Raw genomic sequence first — 520 nt, 5'->3', positions numbered from 1 at the left:
GCACACCAGAACACCTGCTCGTCGACGTGGGTCGCGGCCTCCAAGGTGAGGGCGAGGGTGGTCTGCGCGATGATCCGCGCCCGCCACCCCGCCACCAACCCGGACAGCACTGCACCCCAGAGCCTGGGCAGCCGGTAGGCGACCTCGACACAGTCGGTGAGGAACCGACCAGCGGAGTCGTTGGTCCGACCCAGCATCGTCGCGAACTCSGGCACACAGAACTCATCGATCGACGGCGAACCCTCACCGGCGAACGTCTTCGGAGACGTGAAGCACGCCTCGGCGAACTCGGGGTCCGCGATGTGCAGATCCGCCCAGTGCACCGCGAGACGCATCATCTCGACATCGGCCCTGTCGGCTGCCTTCTTCTGCTCGCGCACCGCACGCAACASCTCSGCCGGGGAGTCCGGCAGAGCKGGKGCGGTGATCGATGACATGACCCAAGCCAATCAGGGACCACCGACAATCAGAGGCCACGAAGACCCGTTCTGACCGGATGGTGGACACGACTTTCGACGAC

General features: G+C 65.8%; 1 pseudogene. It reads right to left on the bottom strand.

Annotated features, from left to right (window positions below):
• A pseudogene (locus tag ASG88_RS10710) lies at positions 1-437 on the bottom strand (HNH endonuclease); the annotation flags it as partial.
• Positions 438-520: the final 83 nt, after the last annotated feature.

The sequence above is a fragment of the Nocardioides sp. Soil777 genome, from assembly GCF_001428425.1.
In the GTDB taxonomy this organism is placed as follows: Bacteria; Actinomycetota; Actinomycetes; order Propionibacteriales; family Nocardioidaceae; genus Nocardioides; species Nocardioides terrigena.
Note: the sequence above shows the minus strand (reverse complement) of the source record. Positions and strands in the feature narration are given on the sequence as shown.